Below are 14,758 nucleotides of genomic sequence, written 5' to 3'. Positions count from 1 at the left end.
GTACTCACGGGGAAGTGCCGCTGAATTATTAACGCGCAGTGGTCAATTCGGCGCAGGCGTAATCGCCGAGCGTAGGCACGCGTATACGCGGGTTGTAGTGCTGGAAAAGAAGCGAGCAAAACGGTGGCGAATGTCGTTCACCAAGTCGGCGGCCATATCCCGACCCGGTGATGGCGCAACGCCTTGAGTAAGACCGTGAAGGAGGTCAACCATGTACGGGCCGGATGAAGAAGTGGTGCTGATCACCGAGGCAACGGCTTTGCCAGGCAGAAGGGGCGACCTGCGATGCGCGTTTGTGAGGCTAATCCCTCAGTCGCTGGCCGAAGGAGCCGTTAGCACCTTCCGGCTGCACGAAGATCGCTATCGGCCTGGGCATTTCACACTTTATCAGCGGTTCCGCAACCAGCACGGTGTCGACCTCCATGTCCAAACCGATCATTTCGCGCTCAGCGTGGAAGCTTTGGCCCAGTTTGCTGAGGGCGGCAAGGCCCAGACCACCTTCTACCGTGTACTGAGTTGCTAGGCGCTCGGGGTCGAACAGATGATCCGGCTGCTGCCCGAAAGCGACGTCGGCGTCCTCCCACGCCTGCAGCTGAAGCCCGAGTGACCGCGCAAGTTTGGGCGCGCTGATATTCGGCGCTAGGGCCATTCCGGCGCCGGTGCACAGGCCGGTTCAGGCAGATCCAGATCCGCTTTGTTAAGCCGGTAGATCTCAAGGGTCAGGTCGTAGTACTTGTCGGTCTCGCCGACCCACTCCATGCCCACTCGTCGCGCCGTGGCCACCCCGCGATGATTGCCTGGCCGCACAACAGCGAAGACCTCACTGACACCGATATTTGTGAATGCTTGATGGGCCACCGCATGACCGGCTTCGGCGCCGTAGCCGTTACCCCACAGCGTCGGTGCAACCTGCCATCCGATCTCGAGATCGGTGCCGCCGGGTGGAAGCGGTAGCAGTGCCACTCCACCGATCAGGTCGCCAGAGCCTTTATCGGTTATCGCCCATCGGCCAAGGGGCAGTCCGGTTGCATCGGTCTGGGCGATCCATTCGCTTAGGAGTCGGCGCATGTGCGCCTGGTCGGTAATCAGGGGCAGCGCAGGACACAGCCAATGCGAAACTTCCGGCGCTCCGTATATCTGGTGGGCGGCGACGTCATCGTCGAGTTGCCACGGGCGCAATAGGAGCCGGGCCGTGCGGATGCGATGCGTGTCCGGGTCCCATTCGACGTGCCGATGCTCAACCATGTCGCCTCCTGGGTTTGCGATACACGTATTGGGTCAAGTCGCCCAATCGTGGGTCATGTGCTAATCGCGAAGACCGCGCAGCTGGCCGCCACGATGCTCTAAAGCCCACAACGTGTACGCCGCCCTAAAAGCTCCTCGCTCCCGACCCAAGACCCGCCGTGGTCGGTGACCATCCCGGGCTCACGTGGACACGGCACCAACCCTGGCGCGTTGCGACTCCCAAGCAGACACGATGCACGGCGCCCGTCTCGATGCCAGTGTCAAGGATCAACCGAAGTAACTGTCAAGCATCAGCCGAAACACTGTCAGGCATCACCCGAAGGCAAAATGTCAAGCATCAGCCGAGGTCATACAAGCATTTGGTGGGGCGGGCGGGGCTCGAACCCGCGACCAACGGATTATGAGTCCGCGGCTCTAACCAACTGAGCTACCGCCCCCAGATTGATCTTTCCGTAGGAAACGGTAGCCCAGCGCCTAGAGTCACCTTTGATTGGACGACCCCGCCGAGCGGGCAGGTCAGGGTCGGGTCCCGCCTGGCAGGCGCCATCTCCCCGTCGCTAGGTCTGCTCAATCTCTGCTCGGGCCCGCGGTTAGCGCCATCATGAGTAAGAGAACTCGACGGACGTTCATTAGCGCGCTTGTCATCGCGGTCGGAAGATCACGCGTCGCGGCTCAGCTGAGAGGAGATCCATGGCCGACGTGACGACGCCAGGCCTGACCACCGCGGAGGCCACCGAACGCCGCGCACGGAGCGGCGCCAACAGGCTGCCCGAGTCGAAACGGCCATCGGTCGCACGCCGATTGCTCGGCGAGTTGACGCACTTCTTCGCGCTGCTGCTCTGGGGGGCCGCAGCGCTCGCGTTTTTCGCGAAGCTTCCTCAACTCAGTGTCGCGATCATTGCGGTGATCGTGCTCAACGGAGTCTTCGCGTTGATCCAGCAAGCACGGGCCGACCGGGCAGCCGATCGGCTCCAGGAAATGCTGCCGACCCGCGTCACGGTCTGGCGTGACGGCCGTCGGCAGGTGATCGAGTCCGAGGACGTGGTGGTGGACGACCTACTGCTGCTCGAAAGCGGCGACCGGGTGCCGGCCGACGCCGTGGTGCTCACCCAGAATCGACTACTGGTCGACTCCTCCATGCTCACCGGCGAGAGCGAGGCCGGCTCCGTCGCCGAAGGGGAAGCGCTGTTCGCCGGCACCTTCGTCGTCGAGGGAGATTCACGCGCTCTGGTCACCGCGATCGGCCAACAGACGCGCCTGGCCGGGATCACCCGGCTGACAACGTCGACGACCAAGCCCGACACTCCGCTGACCCGCGGCCTGCGCAGCGTCGTTCGACTCATCGCGGCGATCGCGATCGGCGTGGGCGTGCTGTTCCTGCTTATCTCAGTCGTCGTGGGCAACCCGATCCAGCAAGCCTTCGTGTTCGCGATCGGCGTCACGGTTGCCCTCGTCCCGGAAGCCCTGCTTCCCACGGTCACGCTGTCCCTCGCCTGGGGCTCCGAGCAAATGGCCAAGCGGCAGATCCTCGTCCGCAATCTCGAGGCCGTCGAGACGCTAGGCTCCACCACCTTTATCTGCACCGACAAGACGGGCACCCTCACGCGCAACCAGATGACCGTCGTGGAAGCCTGGACGCCCGCCGGGTCCCTGACCATCGAGGGGGCCGGCTACGGGCCAACGGCCAAACTGGCGTGGTCCTCATCCGCCGCAGCGGATTCCGTCCGCGCGCTCGCCCTCGCCGGCGAGCGCTGCTCCACGGGATACGCCGAAGAGGTCGATGGGCAGTGGCGGGCGCACGGGGATCCCATGGAGGCCGCCCTCGATACCCTCGCCCGGCGACTGGGCATCGACACGGTCGAGGACCGTCGTATCGGCCCGGCGGAACTGCGGTTTCCTTTCGATCCCCGGCTGCGCCGAATGGCCGTGGCGTTGGCCGACGAGATCTTGGTGAAGGGAGCGCCGGACGCCGTGCTCCCGCTCTGCGGTGACGACCCGGCGGCCCATCAAGCGGTCGAGATCCTCACCGCCCGCGGGCTGCGGGTACTCGCCATCGCAGCGAGTCCGCGTAACGGCCGTACTCCGCGGGACCAGAAGGAGTGTGATCAGCAGTTGCAACTGCTGGGACTCGTGGCGCTGGAGGACCCGCCTCGGGACGACGTCTCGGAGTCGCTCCAGGCCTGCCGGAGGGCGGGAGTCAAGGTGGCGATGGTGACCGGTGACCATCCGGCCACCGCCACGGCCATCGCCGACGAGGTCCGGCTACGGTTGCCGGACTCAGCGGTGCTATCGGGGGCAAGCCTGCCCGACGACGAGCAGCATCTCGCCGCTCTGCTCGACCGCGACGGGCTCGTGATCGCCCGCGTCGCCCCGGAGGACAAACTCCGCATCGCCCGCGCGCTTCGCTCACGGGGTCACGTCGTGGCGATGACGGGAGACGGGGTCAACGACGCGCCCGCGCTGCACGAGGCCGACATCGGTGTGGCCATGGGCCGGTCCGGCACCGACGTCGCCCGCGAGGCAGCCGACCTGGTCCTGCTCGATGACTCGTTCGCAGGGATCGTGGCCGGCATCGAGCAGGGCCGAGCGACCTTCGTCAACATCCGCAGGTTCCTGACCTACCACCTGACCGACAACGTCGCCGAGCTCGCACCGTTTCTCGTCTGGGCGCTGTCGGGCGGCCTGTTCCCGCTCGCACTGGGTGTCCTGCAGATCATCGCGCTCGACATCGGCACCGACACGCTGTCCGCTGTCGCGCTCGGCGCCGAGCCGCCCGCCAAGCACCTGCTCGAGGGACCCCCCGTTCGCGGCCGGCTGATGAATCACACCGTTCTGCGCAGGGCCTTCGGGGTGCTGGGCCCGCTGGAGGCCGCCCTATCTCTCACCGCCTTTCTGGTGTCCCTCATAGCGCTCGGCTGGCGCCCCGCGGATCCATTCCCCACCGGGCACCACCTTGCGATGGCTTCCGGCGCGGCGTTCATTACCGTCGTGTTCGCTCAGACGGCGAACGTGTTCGCCTGCCGGTCCTCCTCACGCTGGCCCGGAGCGCTGGGCTGGGCCACCAACCGGCTCTTGATCCCGGCGGCGCTCGTCGGGCTGACTATTTCCTTGATCCTGCTGTGGGTGCCACCCGTCGCACGACTGCTCGGCCAGTGGAGCCCGCCGCCGTGGGGATGGGCCGTCGCGCTGGGATCAATGGCCATACTGCTCGGCGTCGATGCGTTGGATAAGTACGTGCGGGCGCGCCGTCAGCTGAAGACCGTCTGACCATCCGCGTCGAGCAGGTACCGCTCGGTGCCCTCCTCGACCCGCGGGGCGTCGGCGCCCAGCGACACGGCGACCTTGTTGCTGGCGTTGCGCATGACGTCGAAGGTGAGCTCGACGGCCTCTGCCTCGGAGAACCGTGAGCGCACCTCGGCGGCAACGTCGGCGACGAGGTGCGCAGGCGTCCAAATTAACCCATCGGTGTAGCGCAGCGCTGCTTTAGCGCGGCGGGTTAACTGACTTGAGTCCTCGTAGCCCTCGACGTCGCCGTACAGCGACTCCGATCCGCCGGCGTCCAGCGCGGTGGTCTCGCGCAGCGATTTGCACAGCCGGCAGTTGTGCTGCGCGGCCCCGCGTAGCCGGACCAACTCGGCGGTGACCGGGTCCACCGCGCGCATCCGCGCCACCGCGGGCAGAAACTCGTTGAACACCACGTCCGCAGGCTCGGTCGTGTGGTCCCAGTCGACCGGCCCGCTCACCCAACCGAGGTGCTCGGAGCCGACGCCCAGCGCCTCCAGCCCGGCCCGCACCCGCGGCACGAAGTCGGCGATGTACATCTGCGTCACCACGCTGAAGGTGCTGTCCCCCAGCTGTTTCCACAACCGGGACCGCTGTTCACCGGTGATCGCCGAGACATCGGCGCTGAACTGTTCGGCGAACTCGGCGACGACGGCCTCCGCCTCCGACGTCGGCTCGGAAACCTCGATCGCGGAGGGCAACGGCGGCAACGACATCGTCTGCGCGCACACCCGCCGGACCAGGCCCGCAAGACGCCCATCTCCCGGAGACAAAGCCACCAATTGCGCCAGCATTTGTCACACGCTACTGCGCCTGGCTCACCGACGACATATAGAAATCGGGGATCCGCAACGACGGCATGGCCGCCCGGGTGGCCCAGTCGCCCCACTCCCGCGGCAGCGTTTTTTCGCTCATGCCGGCCTCGGTGGCCCGCCGCAACAGGTCCAGCGGGCTCTCGTTGAACCGGAAGTTGTTGACCGACGCGGTCACCTCGCCGTCCTCGATCAGGTAGACCCCGTCGCGGGTCAGGCCGGTGAGCAGCAGCGTGGTCGGGTCGACCTCGCGGATGTACCACAGCGTGGTCAGCAGCAGGCCGCGCTCGGTGGCCGCGATCATGTCGGCGGGCTCGGCCGACCCGCCGGTCATCACCAGGTTGTCGGCGGCGACCGCCACCTTGGTGTCGAATTTCTCGGCCGTGGCCCGCGGATAGGCCAACGCGTTGATCACCCCGTTGCGGATCCAGTCCACCTGGCCGAGCTCCAAGCCGTTGTCGAACACCGACACCGTCTCCGACGAGGCGCTGACCGCGACGAACGGCGTGCACACCAGCCCCGGCGCCATCGGGTCGGAGAACATCGTCAGCGGCAGATCGGTCAGCCGCTCCCCCACCCGCGTCCCGCCACCCGGCGCCGACAGCGCGGTGCGGCCCTCCTCCGCGCCGCGGCCGGCCATCGACCAGGCCAAGTAGATCATCATGTCGGCCACTGTCGACGGCGGCATGATCGTCTCGTAGCGCCCCGCGGGCAGGGCGACGCTGCGCTTGGCCCAGCCCAGCCTCGTCGACAATTGCTCGAGCAGCGAATCGGTCGGCACGTCAACGAAATCCGCGGTGCCGATGCCCGCCCAGGCGCTGGCGTCGCCGCGTTTGGCGTTGATCTCCACCGCGCCGGTCGGCTGGCTGAAGCGCCGGCGCAGCCCGGTCGATGACGCGAGGAATGTCGTCGAAACACTGTGGTGCGCAAAGCCGTACAACCGGTCGGCGCCGCGGAAGCCCCGGCTCAGCGAGTCCGCGACGTCGGCGAACACCAACGGCCCGGTGCCCGGCACGGGCGCGTCCCAGTCGGCGGGCACGCCGGTATCGACCAGCAGCGGCGCGGCGTCACCGGCCTCCGGCGCCGAGCGGGCCGCCTCCTGGGACCTCGCCACCAGCCCCGGAATCACCCGCGGATCCACCTCGGCGGAGACCACCGTGCCGATGTGTGCGTTGTCGCCTTGCCGCACCACCGAAATCACCGTGACGCTGCGGTTGACCGAAACCCCGTTGGTGGTCATGGAATTGCCCGCCCAGCGCAGCGTGGCCTCGATCTTGTCGGTGACCAGCACCATGGTCTCGCTGGCGCCGCCGAGCTTGGCCGCCTCGTCCAGCACCAGGTTGACGACGTGCTGCGGGGTGATCATCGGGCGCCCTCGCTGACCGTGTTCAGCACGTTCACCCCGCGGAACAGCGCCGACGGGCAGCCGTGGCTGACCGGGGCGACCTGCCCCGGCTGCGCCTTGCCGCAGTTGAACGCGCCGCCCAGCCGCCACGTCGACGCGCCGCCCACGGCTTCCATGGAATTCCAGAAATCTGTGGTGGTGGCCTGGTAGGCAACGTCGCGCAGCTGGCCGTCCAGACGCCCGTCGCGGATCCGGAAGAACCGCTGCCCGGTGAACTGAAAGTTATAGCGCTGCATGTCGATCGACCACGACTTGTCGCCCACGATGTAGATGCCGTTCTCGACGCGGCCGATCAGATCGGCCGTGCTGATGTCCTCGGGGCCGGGCTGCAACGACACGTTGGCCATCCGCTGGATCGGCACGTGATGCGGCGAGTCGGCATACGAGCACCCGTTGGAACGCGGCTGCCCCAGCCGCGGGGCGAACACCCGGTCGAGCTGGTAACCCACGAAGATGCCGTCGCGCACCAGATCCCAGCTCTGCGCGGCCACTCCCTCGTCGTCGTATCCGACGCTGGCCAGGCCGTGTTCGACGGTGCGGTCGGCGGTCACGTTCATCACCGGCGAGCCGTAGCGCATGGTGCCGAGCTTGTCGGGGGTGGCAAACGACGTTCCGGCGTAGGCGGCCTCGTAGCCGATCGCGCGATCGTATTCGGTTGCGTGGCCGATGGATTCGTGAATGGTCAGCCACAAGTTGGTCGGGTCGATCACCAAATCCGCCGGCCCGGCCACCACGCTGGGCGACTTGACCTTCTCCGCGAGCAACGACGGCAGCTGGGCGAGCTCGTCGGTCCAGTTCCATATCTCGTCGTCGGCCAGCGCCTCCCAGCCACGCCCCATCGGCGGGGCCAGCGTGCGCATCGAGTCGAAACTGCCGGCCGCGGGGTCGACGGTCACCGCCTCCAGCGACGGCAGCACCCGCACCCGCTGCTGGGTGATCGACGATCCGAAGGTGTCGGCGTAGAACGTCTGCTCCTTGACGGCGGTCAGGCCCGCCGACACGTGGTCGACGCCGTCGGAGCCCAGCAGGCGCCCGGAGTACTCCTCCAGCACGGCGATCTTGTCGGGACCGGGCACCTCGAACGGGTCGATCCGGTAGCTCGACACCCAGGTCGCGTCGGCGTACACGGGCTCCTCCGCGAGCTCGACGCGCTCGTTGTTCAGCATCGCCAGCGTGGTGGCCACGTGCACGGCGCGGCGCGCGGTCTCGGCGGCGACGGCGGGCGCCAACTCCGCGTGCGAGGCGAATCCCCAGGTGCCGTCGACGATCACCCGAACCGCCAAGCCCACCTCGCGGCTCACCACGGCGGTCTCCAGCTCGCTGTCGCGCAGCTGGATGATCTCGCTGCTCAGGCGGTGAAGCCGCAGGTCGGCGTAGCTGGCCCCGGCCGCTTTGGCCGCCGACAACGCGGCGTCGGCGAGCTCGTGGCGCGGCAGGCCCAGGAAGTCGGGATCGATGCCCCGGTTCGGTGTCACCGCACCACCGTAACGATCGCTCGCCCCAAACGACGGCGGCGCCCGCTTTAATTACCTGCATGGCCAGCGCCGTGCTGAGGAAACAGCCTCGATCCACCGCGCTGGGCTACGCCCTGTTGGCGCCCAGCCTGTTCGGTGTGCTGGCCTTTCTATTGCTGCCCATCCTCGTCGTGATCTGGCTCAGCTTGTGCCGGTGGGACCTGCTGGGCCCGCTGCGCTATGTGGGCCTGGCCAACTGGCGCTCGGTGCTGGCCGACTCGGGCTTCGCCAACTCGCTGATCGTCACCGCCGTCTTCGTGGCGATCGTGGTTCCCGCGCAGACGATCCTCGGGCTGCTGGCCGCCTCCATGCTGGCGCGCCGCCTCCCCGGGACCGGGCTGTTTCGCACCGTCTACGTGCTGCCGTGGATCTGCGCGCCCCTGGCGATCGCGGTTTTGTGGCGCTGGATCCTGGCCCCCACCGACGGCGCCGTCAGCGCCGTGCTCGGGCACAGCATCGGGTGGCTCTCCGATCCCAGCTTCGCGCTGCCGCTGGTGTCGGCCGTCGTGGTGTGGACCAACGTCGGCTACGTCTCGCTGTCGTTCCTGGCAGGCCTGTTGGCCATCCCCGACGACATACACGCCGCCGCACGCACCGACGGCGCCAGCGCGTGGCAACGGTTCTGGCGCATCACCCTGCCCATGCTGCGCCCGACGACGTTCTTCGTCCTGGTGACCGGGATCGTCAGCACCGCACAGGTTTTCGACATGGTGTACGCCCTGACCGGTGGGGGGCCGGGCGGCAGCACGGACCTGGTGGCCCACCGCATCTACGCCGAGGCGTTCGGGGCGGCGGCGATCGGGCGGGCGTCGGTGATGGCGGTGGTGCTGTTCGTCATCCTGATCGGGGTCACCGTCGTCCAGCACCTCTACTTCCGGCGACGGATCAGCTATGACCTCGTCTAGCCGCCTCTTCAACACGGTCGTCTATGCCGGGCTGACGCTGGGTGCGCTGATCACGTTGGCGCCGTTCGCGCTTGGATTGCTGACCTCCTTCACCTCGGCGCACCAGTTCGCCACCGGCACGCCGCTGCAACTGCCGCGCCCGCCCACGCTGGCCAACTACTCCGATCTGGGCGGGGCCGGGTTCGGCCGCGCGGCGGCGGTCACCGCCCTGATGACGGCGGTGATCCTGGTGGGGCAGCTGACGTTTTCGGTGCTGGCCGGATACGCGTTCGCGCGCTTGCACTTTCCCGGTCGCGACGCGCTGTTCTGGGTCTACATCGCCACGCTGATGGTGCCCGCGACGGTCACGGTGGTGCCGATGTATCTGATGATGGCGCAGCTGGGCCTGCGTAACACGTTCTGGGCTTTGGTGCTGCCGTTCATGTTCGGCTCGCCGTACGCGATTTTCCTGCTGCGCGAGCACTTTCGCATCATCCCGAACGACTTGATCAACGCGGCGCGCCTCGACGGGGCCACCACCATGGACGTGATCGTGCACGTGGTGATCCCGTCCAGCCGTCCCGTGCTGGCCGCGCTGGCGTTGATCACGGTGGTGTCGCAGTGGAACAACTTCATGTGGCCGCTGGTGATCACCAGCGGGCACAAATGGCGGGTGCTCACCGTGGCGACGGCGGATCTGCAGTCGCGGTTCAACTCCCAGTGGACGTTGGTGATGGCGGCGACGACGCTCGCGATCGTGCCGCTCGTCACGCTGTTCATCGGCTTCCAGCGCCACATCGTCGCGTCGATCGTCGTCTCGGGGCTCAAATGACCCGGCCGCGCTCCTCGACGCTGGTCGCCGGCGCGCTGGTGCTGGTGGCGGTGCTGCTGGCCGCCATGGCCGTGCTGTTGGACTATTCCGCCGAACCCCACGGCGGCAAGATCGTCATCAAAGTGCGGGTCTGGGCCGACCAGATCGCCGCGGCGTATCAGCAGTCGTTCGCGGAATTCAACCGCATGCACCGCGATATCGAGGTCCGCACCAATATCGTCGCCTACTCGACGTACTTCAACACGCTGCGCACCGACGTCGCGGGCGGCAGCGCCGACGACATCTTCTGGCTGTCCAATGCGTACCTCGCCGCCTACGCCGACGATGGCCGGTTGCTCGACGTCGGCAAGATGCTGGGGCCGGACGCCACCGCCGACTGGGACCCGGCGGTGGTCGAGCAGTTCACCCGCGGCGGCGTGCTGTGGGGGGTGCCGCAACTGACCGACGGCGGGATTGCGCTCTACTACAACGCCGACCTGCTCGGGGCGGCCGGAATCGACCCCGCCCAACTGGACACGTTGCGGTGGAGCCCCGACGGCGGCGACACGCTGCGGCCCCTGCTGGCCCGACTGACGCTCGACGCCGACGGAAATGCCGCGGGCACAACGCGTTTCGACCCCAGTCGGGTGCGGCAGTGGGGCTACAACGCGGCCAACGACCCGCAGGGCATCTACCTGAACTACATCGGCTCGGCGGGCGGCGTGTTCCAGCGCGGCGACGAGTTCGCCTTCGACAACCCCGCGGCGGTGTCGGCATTCCAATATCTGGTCAGTTTGATCAACGACGACCACGTCGCGCCGCCGGCCTCCGACACCAACGACAACGGCGACTTCTCCCGCAACCAGTTCCTGGCGGGCCGGATGGCGCTGTTCCAGTCCGGCACCTACAACCTGAAACCGGTGGCCCGCGATGCGCGCTTCCGCTGGGGCGTGGCCATGATGCCCACGGGGCCGGCCGGCCGGGTGAGCGTCACCAACGGCATTGCCGCGGCTGGTAATTCAGCGACCAAGCACCCGGACGCGGTGCGCCAGGTGCTGGCCTGGATGGGCAGCCGCGAGGGCAACGCCTACCTCGGCCGCGACGGTGCGGCCATTCCCGCGGTGCTGTCGGCTCAGCCGGTCTATTTCGACCACTGGGCCACCGAGGGCATCGACGTCAGGCCGTTCTTCTCCGTGCTGAAGGGCCCCCGGATCCCCGCGCCGGGCGGCGCCGGCTTCGCCGCGGGGTACACGGCCCTGCAGAGCTATTTCGACGAAATGTTCTTGGGTCGAGGTGATGTCGCCGTTACCCTGCGGAAGGCGCAGGCGGCGGCCAACGCCGCCGCGCAGCGCTAGCCGCCGGTCCCGCGAAAGCGTTCCCACGCCCGTCGACGGGCGGTACGCTGGCCCGACCTGCATAAAGGGAAGGAATGTCATGCCCGGGTGGTGGATTATTGCGATCCTGTTCTTCCTGGTGGCCGCGGTGGCTCTCGTCGCGAGCCTGCTCCTGGACAAGCGGTCGACGTGGTGGGGCATCACCGCGACCGCGGCGTTGTTCGGCGTGGTCTTCACGCTCATCAGTGCCTACGACCGGGTGGACACGCGAAACGTCGGCATCATAACCGAATTCGGCAAGCCGGTGGGTGTGCACGGCGCCGGGATCGTGTGGCATGCGCCGTGGCGCAAGGTGAGTGAGCTCTCGGAGGCGATCCAGTTGCAGGCGTTCGAGTCGAACAGTTTCGACGACGCCAGCCAGGGCAGGGGCGCCAACAACAACCCGGCGGCGATCAACGTGCGGCTGGCCAACAACTCCAACGCTTACGTGGACGAGAACTTGAACTGGCGGCTGCGCGAGGGCGCGGCCCCCAAACTGTTCCAGGATTACGGCGGGGCCAACGTGTTCCAGACGATCAAGGAGCAGTTGGTGGACCGGCAGGCGCAGGTGGCGTTGTCGAAGGTGTTCGCCACGTTCAACCCGCAGGTCATGTTGGCGGCGGCGGCGAACGCACCGGGCGCGTCGGCGCAGATGACCGCGCCGGCCCAGGGCGCGGACTTGCCCGCGATGGCCGGCCAGGTCAAGAAGGATCTGCAGGACGCGGTGGGCTCTGAGATCGAGATCCTCGACGTGCGAATCCCGCGGATCTTCTACGACCAGCCGACCCAACAGCGCATCGACGCCTACAACCAGAAGGTTCAGGAAACGATCAATGCCCAGCAGGACGTCAAGACCGCGGAGCAGAACCGGTTGGCCGCCGAGCAGCGTGCCAACCAGCCGCCACCGGATCTGCGGATCGCGATCTTCAACTGCCTGAACGATCAGGTGAAGAACGGGCGCGACCCCGCCGGGTGCTGGGGCCAGATCGGCGGCCAACCGCTGGTGCAGGTGCCGCGCTAACCGCGTGGCGCTGACAAAGCCATCGGACGCGACCGTCACGCTCGCGTGGCGGTCGACCGCGAGCGCCACGCTGGCGTGACGCTCGGCAGCGCTAACCGGGGAGCACCAGCACCGGCACCGGGCTCTCGCGGATGATCTTGGCACTGCGGGAACCGAGGAAAACCCTGCGGATTTCGTCGCGCGGTCGGGTCCCCAGCGCCAGGATGTCGCCGTCGCGCCAGTCCGCCTTGCCCAGCGCCTCGTTCCAGTCATGACCGGTAACCACTTGCAGCGCAACGTCTTCGCCGACCACACCGTCGGTCTTCAGGTTCGCCATGATCTCGCGCGCCTGCGACGCCCACGCCTCGAGGATCTCGTCCTCGACGTCGAATCCCACCTCCGGGGGATACATCGTCTTGCCCCGGACGGCGAAGGTCATCACCCGCAGCGGCACCCCGAATCGCTGGGCGGTCTCGGAACAGCGCCGGACCACCTCGATCGAGTCGGCCGTGGCGGCGTAGGCGCAGGTGATCCGCGTCAATCCGCCTGTGTGCGCACGATATCCGCGGGGGCTGATGGCCACCGGGACGGGCGACGCGTGCAGCAACCAGTCGGCGGTCGTGCCGATGACAACCAGCCCGGGCCCACCGCTGGGCAGCGACCCGAGCACGACGATGTCGGCGCCCACCTCCTCGACCACTTCGATCAGTCCCCCGGACACCGAGCGGTGAGCGCGATGCAGGTAGGTGACGTCGACGCCGTCGCACAGATCGTGCAGGTACCGCGCGGCCTCCTCGGCCGAGTCGGCCGCCAGACGCTCGGCCCACTGCTCGTACTCGGCATCGACACGCGCGAATGACGGAGTCAGCCAGGGCCTGGGCACGATGGTCACCACGGTGAGCGTCGTCCCGAGCGTCCGCGCGGCGCGGACGGCCAGGTGCAGCCCCGACAGGCCCACCTCGCCGGCCCGGTAACCGGCGACCACGGTCACGGCGTTTCCTCGTTGAGGGCGCTATGGTGGCGGCCCCAGGCGAAGTAGAAGACCAGCGCCACCGCGATCCATCCGGAGAACGCTATCCAGGTGTACCAGTGCAGGCTGACCAGAATGTAGCCGCACGCCAGCACCGAAAGCGCCGGCGTGACAGGGTAACCCGGCACCTTGAACGCCCGCGGCAAGTCCGGTTCGCGCACCCGCAGGATGATCACGCCGACCGACACGACGATGAACGCCGTCAGCGTGCCGATGGACACCATGTCGGCCAGCTTGTCGAGGGGCACGAAGGCCGCCAGCGTGCCTGCCGCGACCGCGACGATGGCCGTGTTGCTCACCGGGGTCATGGTACGTGCATTCACACTGGCGAACCGCGACGGAAGCAGCCCGTCGCGGCCCATCGCGAACAGGATGCGGGTCTGGCCGTACATGGAGACGAGCGTGACCGAGAAGATCGAGATCACCGCGCCGGCCGCGAGAATCGTGCTGGCCCACCGGCCCTGGGTGACGTTGTCGAGGATCGTGGCGAGGCCGGCCTCTTGTTGCGCGGCGAAGTCTCGCCACGACTGGGTGCCGAGCGCGGCCACCGCGACGAGGAGGTAGACGGTGGTGACGATCGTCAGGGCCGCGATTATGGCGCGCGGCATGGTCTTCTGCGGATCCTTCACCTCGTCGCCGGCCGTCGACACCGCGTCAAGGCCGATGTAGGAGAAGAAGATGGTGCCGGCCGCCGAGCCGATGCCGGCGACGCCGAACGGGGCGAAGTCCTTGAGCCGGTCGGCGTCGAAGGCGGTGAACGCGAGGATCACGAACATGACCAGCACCCCGAGCTTGGTGAGCACCATGATCGCGTTGACCCGTGCCGATTCGCTGGCGCCGCGGATCAGCAGCAGCGCGCACATCACGATCAGGATGATCGCCGGCACATTCACATAGCCCGGTTCGGCGTCCCAGGGCGCCGCCGACAAGGCATGCGGCAGTTGGAATCCGAACAGATTGCTCAGCAACTTGTTGAGGTAGCCGCTCCAGGTGACCGAGACCGCGGCGGTGGACACGCCGTATTCCAGCAGCAGGCACGCCGCCACTCCCATCGCGACCACCTCGCCCAGCGTGGTGTAGGCATAGGAGTACGACGACCCCGAAACCGGCACTGCGGCAGCCAATTCGGCGTAGCAGAGGGCCGCGAGTCCGGCCGCGATGCCGGCGATGAGGAATGAGACGATCACGCCGGGGCCGGCCTCGGGCACCGCCTGGGACATGACGAAGAAGATGCCGGTGCCGATCGTCGAGCCGACCCCGAACATGGTGAGCTGGAACGTGCCGATGCTGCGCTTGAGGTGGTCGGCCGCCCCGCGCGCGGCATGGGCGCCGACGACGGGACGGCGCCGCAGCATTTGGTCCGTCAGGCTGATCGAGCTGGATGGCACGTGCGCCCCCTGTT

Annotated in this window: 12 protein-coding genes and 1 tRNA gene; 6 read left to right on the top strand and 7 right to left on the bottom strand. The window is 67.6% G+C overall.

The genetic code is table 11. The features are described from left to right. Window positions 1–211 precede the first annotated feature (211 nt). Window positions 212–523, top strand: coding sequence for a putative quinol monooxygenase (locus AC5Y2S_RS18510; RefSeq protein WP_499957485.1), 312 nt, complete (start codon window positions 212–214; stop codon window positions 521–523). Between the two features lie 116 nt (window positions 524–639). Here the strand turns inward: AC5Y2S_RS18510 and AC5Y2S_RS18505 are convergent, their stop codons facing one another. Together AC5Y2S_RS18505 and AC5Y2S_RS18500 are read right to left on the bottom strand one after the other, a co-directional pair. Next, window positions 640–1,245 carry a GNAT family N-acetyltransferase gene (locus tag AC5Y2S_RS18505; protein WP_499957484.1) on the bottom strand — a complete coding sequence of 202 codons (606 nt, stop codon included), beginning with the start codon at window positions 1,243–1,245 and terminating at the stop codon, window positions 640–642. A gap of 360 nt (window positions 1,246–1,605) precedes the next feature. Then, window positions 1,606–1,682 (bottom strand) — tRNA-Ile (locus tag AC5Y2S_RS18500). 253 nt (window positions 1,683–1,935) lie between these two features. On the opposite strand from AC5Y2S_RS18500, the gene AC5Y2S_RS18495 reads away from it, so the two are divergent. Further along, a complete protein-coding gene (locus tag AC5Y2S_RS18495; RefSeq protein WP_499957483.1) occupies window positions 1,936–4,512 on the top strand; it encodes a cation-translocating P-type ATPase in 2,577 nt (858 codons plus the stop codon). Here the strand turns inward: AC5Y2S_RS18495 and AC5Y2S_RS18490 are convergent. The 3 genes from AC5Y2S_RS18490 to AC5Y2S_RS18480 are packed head-to-tail and all read right to left on the bottom strand — an operon-like array spanning window position 4,494 to window position 8,219. Beyond that, entirely contained in the window at window positions 4,494–5,321 is an 828-nt protein-coding gene (locus tag AC5Y2S_RS18490) for a carboxymuconolactone decarboxylase family protein (protein WP_499957482.1), read from the bottom strand. The two genes, AC5Y2S_RS18495 and AC5Y2S_RS18490, sit on opposite strands and share 19 nt — an antisense overlap. A gap of 10 nt (window positions 5,322–5,331) precedes the next feature. After that, window positions 5,332–6,705 carry a metallopeptidase TldD-related protein gene (locus tag AC5Y2S_RS18485; RefSeq protein ID WP_499957481.1) on the bottom strand — a complete coding sequence of 458 codons (1,374 nt, stop codon included), beginning with the start codon at window positions 6,703–6,705 and terminating at the stop codon, window positions 5,332–5,334. Then, window positions 6,702–8,219 carry a TldD/PmbA family protein gene (locus AC5Y2S_RS18480; protein WP_499957480.1) on the bottom strand — a complete coding sequence of 506 codons (1,518 nt, stop codon included), beginning with the start codon at window positions 8,217–8,219 and terminating at the stop codon, window positions 6,702–6,704. The genes AC5Y2S_RS18485 and AC5Y2S_RS18480 overlap by 4 nt, the downstream gene beginning before the upstream one ends. A gap of 74 nt (window positions 8,220–8,293) precedes the next feature. On the opposite strand from AC5Y2S_RS18480, the gene AC5Y2S_RS18475 reads away from it, so the two are divergent. The 4 genes from AC5Y2S_RS18475 to AC5Y2S_RS18460 all read left to right on the top strand — a co-directional run bounded on the left by AC5Y2S_RS18475 (window position 8,294) and on the right by AC5Y2S_RS18460 (window position 12,347). After that, complete coding sequence (locus AC5Y2S_RS18475) at window positions 8,294–9,163, top strand: carbohydrate ABC transporter permease (RefSeq protein WP_499957964.1); 870 nt, start codon at window positions 8,294–8,296, stop codon at window positions 9,161–9,163. After that, a complete protein-coding gene (locus AC5Y2S_RS18470) occupies window positions 9,150–9,974 on the top strand; it encodes a carbohydrate ABC transporter permease (protein WP_499957479.1) in 825 nt (274 codons plus the stop codon). Before AC5Y2S_RS18475 ends, AC5Y2S_RS18470 begins: the two co-directional genes overlap by 14 nt. Then, window positions 9,971–11,308, top strand: coding sequence for an ABC transporter substrate-binding protein (locus AC5Y2S_RS18465; protein WP_499957478.1), 1,338 nt, complete (start codon window positions 9,971–9,973; stop codon window positions 11,306–11,308). Before AC5Y2S_RS18470 ends, AC5Y2S_RS18465 begins: the two co-directional genes overlap by 4 nt. Before the next feature lie 79 nt (window positions 11,309–11,387). After that, window positions 11,388–12,347 (top strand): SPFH domain-containing protein, encoded by a 960-nt coding sequence (locus tag AC5Y2S_RS18460; RefSeq protein ID WP_499903974.1) that lies wholly within the window; start codon window positions 11,388–11,390, stop codon window positions 12,345–12,347. A 91-nt stretch (window positions 12,348–12,438) separates the two neighbouring features. Here the strand turns inward: AC5Y2S_RS18460 and AC5Y2S_RS18455 are convergent, their stop codons facing one another. Both AC5Y2S_RS18455 and AC5Y2S_RS18450 read right to left on the bottom strand, forming a co-directional pair. Continuing rightward, window positions 12,439–13,317, bottom strand: coding sequence for a universal stress protein (locus tag AC5Y2S_RS18455; RefSeq protein WP_499957477.1), 879 nt, complete (start codon window positions 13,315–13,317; stop codon window positions 12,439–12,441). Next, a complete protein-coding gene (locus tag AC5Y2S_RS18450; protein WP_499957476.1) occupies window positions 13,314–14,744 on the bottom strand; it encodes an amino acid permease in 1,431 nt (476 codons plus the stop codon). The genes AC5Y2S_RS18455 and AC5Y2S_RS18450 overlap by 4 nt, the downstream gene beginning before the upstream one ends. Window positions 14,745–14,758: the final 14 nt, after the last annotated feature.

It is taken from the genome of Mycobacterium sp. NGS69, from assembly GCF_059812165.1.
This window is presented reverse-complemented; position numbering and strand designations above follow the sequence as displayed.